Annotated in this window: 2 protein-coding genes; both read right to left on the bottom strand. The window is 55.5% G+C overall.

Going from position 1 to position 3,300, the window contains the following annotated elements; all coding sequences use genetic code 11:
- Positions 1-2,495 (bottom strand): glycosyl hydrolase family 95 catalytic domain-containing protein (locus VMU57_RS20570; protein ID WP_325386861.1); only part of this gene is annotated, 2,495 nt, incomplete at its 3' end.
- Positions 2,496-2,519: 24 nt separating this feature from the next.
- Positions 2,520-3,300, bottom strand: a 781-nt coding sequence (locus VMU57_RS20565; protein ID WP_325386860.1) for a tetratricopeptide repeat protein, incomplete at its 5' end; no start/stop codon positions are given.

Genomic DNA, 3,300 nt, shown 5'->3' with positions numbered 1-3,300 from the left:
GCGGGCACGCCGGATATGGTTTCAAAGGGCAGGTTGTTCCCCTTGTCTCGCACGCGCTGTACAAGATAATTTCTGCCGGACTGAGGGGAGAACTCGAAGGCCACATCCGACTTGGCCTTCAATACGACGGATTTGGTGCGGGCATCGACAACCTGAACGGCCTGACCGGGCCAAGGGTTGCGCACCCGTATCTTCTGATCAGATCCCGCTTCGATTCCAACTGTGACAAGCCTGCCCCGCCGAATCTGCACATCGACTTTGTCGCGATGTTGAATGTAGACCGTTCCATCTACATCCCAATCGCTCGGCCACGCGGGAGCGATACGCACTTGGCCGTCGTAATCCTGCACCAATGCATCTTGCAGCGCATCGGCAAGAACCCCATCCTGCTCGACATAGAACTCCGGTCCCATAAAGCTCGCGAGACCGGACGGATACGTCTGATACTTCTCTGTAAGGGCAAGTAGGCTGGCCTTGAATTCGTCGGCCATGCCGAGGCGCGCAGCCTGGATCGGGTCGAAGCTCCAGTCATCGTCGTTCTTGATTGGCCGGTTGAGAAAGGTTCGCACCCCGAGCGCATGCTGTGAGCCATCGTCGCCGATGATGCCATATGGCCACACCGGCTCGAGGCCGATGTTTTCTGTATTGTGCTTCTCCGCCCCAGGGTCATGGCTGGCGGCGATGATGGTGTCACGCGAGTTTGTATCTGCGGCCACCAGAACGTTGGGTGAACCAATCCTGACCAGTGGAAACGCCGACACACTGGGAAACGCTTGCTTCAATTGGCCGATGAGATTGGCGTCGGTGTTGAGAACCGTAGCCGCCTCGATCACGGCTGGAAACAGAGAACGCATCGCGGAGATATCTGTAGTCGGATCGTGAACGTCCCATTGCATCTCATGTGCGTTTGAGGGAAAGGTATGGAGCGCACCATTGTGATCGCGCGTGGCGTAGGCCAGCAGAAAAATCGCCGACTCGCGCATGACCGGATAATTCATTGCCAGAAAATGGCGATCGTCGGTGGCAAGGTATTGCTGCCAGATCCACAAAGAGACTTCCGCGCCGGTAGAAATGGTGCGGGCGTTATAGTATGGCTTCGAGTCCTGACCGCAATTGATGGCCGGAGCCGGAATCCACGTCTCGTTTTCATAGCCCTGGCCACTAAAGCGCATGGTTTCCGGTACGCATGCGCCGGGACGGCCTCCCATGTGCAACTTGGTCCAGGCAAGTACGTTCTTGAGATTTTCTCGATAGAGGTTGAAGTAAGAATCGTTGAGTTGGAAGACGCCAGCGCCGAGGTTGGCGGCCACCTGCATGCGCAAGTTCCAGTGCCAGTAGGCCGAGGGGCCCCATTTGTGTTCATCGCGGATCGACGAAAAAAGATCGCCAATACCGGCTTGGGAGCCTGGAAGACGATCGCGACTCTCTGCAGCTGCCGTGTAGAGATCGATGATGCGCAGGTTCTCGAGGTACTCGGCGGCGTGATCGCTCGAAGACAGCTTCATCAATCCGGCGCGTTCCCAGAATGCGTGCCACCGGGTACGGTGTTCCTGCGAAGAGACCGCTTTCGCGGCGGTGAGCAGGGCAGAGGCTGTAGAAGCAGCGTCGCCGCCGCGCCAGGTGGGTGAACCCACCAGGATGCGAAACGATCCATCCGGTCGAGGGCGGAATGTAATTCTGATCGATAGGGCGCTGCTCTTTTCGACCCGAAGATCGAGCGCGTCTGCTGTGATGGCTGCCAGGGAGCCGAAGGTCCGACCGCTGGCTCCGGCTTCTTTGTTATCCGGCCACGTCTCGGCAAGGATGCCGATGTTGCCGTCCGCGATCACTTGAGGCTGACGCGGTGGCCACAGTTTAAGCTCTGCGGTCTGAGTGGCGTTGGGGTTCGCTCCGATAACATTAATGACCATCACATCGAGCGCTTCGGACACATACGTTGTCGCGGTCATCCCTCCGCCATGCTCCTGAAATTCTCCGTCATAGAGGTCAAGGCGAGCGGAGTAGTCGCTCGCATGGGTTAGCTTACTCAGTCCAGGAAGTATGACCTGGCCTGGCGAAAGCCGTAGTGGAAACGTGTCGCCGCGATTGAGCTGCGCTGTATATCCATCCTGCGCCCAAACCGCGACGCCAAGGCGACCGTTGCCCAGAGGCATGGATTGCTGTGGCAGCTGATTTGGTTGCTGCAGAATAATATCGGAACGTTCGACGATCCCTTTCCGGTCGATGTGAAAAACTCCATTCTTCCACGCGGTAGTGACATTTTCGCTTTGCGCCCTGACTGAGCCCACTGCGGTGATGGTCAGCACTCCGAAAAGTAGCAGGGAAGAAAGTAATGTTGCGATGCGAACCCTTCCCCGGACATTGAGGATATGAGCAGATCGTTGAGCACCTATCGGGATATTTCCAACCATGAGTCCCCTCGCTTCCAAAGTGAACCGCTTCATGTCGATGCTGTCATCGTCAGTTTGATCGCCGGCATACAAGATCCAAGACATAGTTAACATCTGCACCGCGGCTCGCTAGCGAACCGAAGGACAGTGCAGGGTAGAACTTCTTTGTTGAACCAACTGCGACGTCAGCTCCTGCGTTCTCGCATGAAGGGCATCGTCGGGATTTGTCTTCTTTGTTCGCATCGCCTCAAATATCTTGAACTGTCGATCTGCCAAGCCTGCTTCCTTCATGCTTCTGTAGGCTAAGGCAAGGCGATAATGTGATTCCGCGTTGTCCGGATCGAGGTCGACTGACTGAGACAACTCCTCAGCAGCGTGGGCGTAGTCCGCCATGTCAGCATAGATCACGCCGAGCAGATAGTGGGCGTCAGCGTCTTGTGGACTCTGTGCGATAGCAAGCTTCAGTTGCGCCTCGATTTCGGCGGTCCCCAAGGCGTTCGGTATTCGCTTGTACTGCTTCCATAGCGCTAAAGCATAGTCGTAATGCGCTTCTGCACTATCCGGGTGCAAAGCAATCAGATGCGTAAGACTATTTGCAATTTTTGTATCAGCTTCGCTTGAAGTCCCAGACAAATTAGCCAGAAATGAGTACGGTGGCAGATATTCAGGATCAATATCGACGGCCCGGAGGAACGACTGAATTGCATCAGCCTTTTGTTGTAATAAATATTCTGCGATTCCCAGTCCAAGCCACAAGCTCGCAGAATCCGGATACTTTACAACCGCGGAGGAGAACATTCTCTTCGCCTCGTCCGAGGATCCTAGATCAATGAGTCCTATTCCAGATTCAAACAAGTTCTGATCCCCTGCGTTTAGATCGGCTGCGAGTCTATATTCCGCAATGGCTTCC

This window comes from Edaphobacter sp. (genome assembly GCF_035532915.1).
Lineage (GTDB): Bacteria > Acidobacteriota > Terriglobia > Terriglobales > Acidobacteriaceae > Edaphobacter.
The sequence above is the reverse complement of the archived record's forward strand: the minus strand, read 5'-3'. Positions and strand labels throughout refer to the sequence as shown.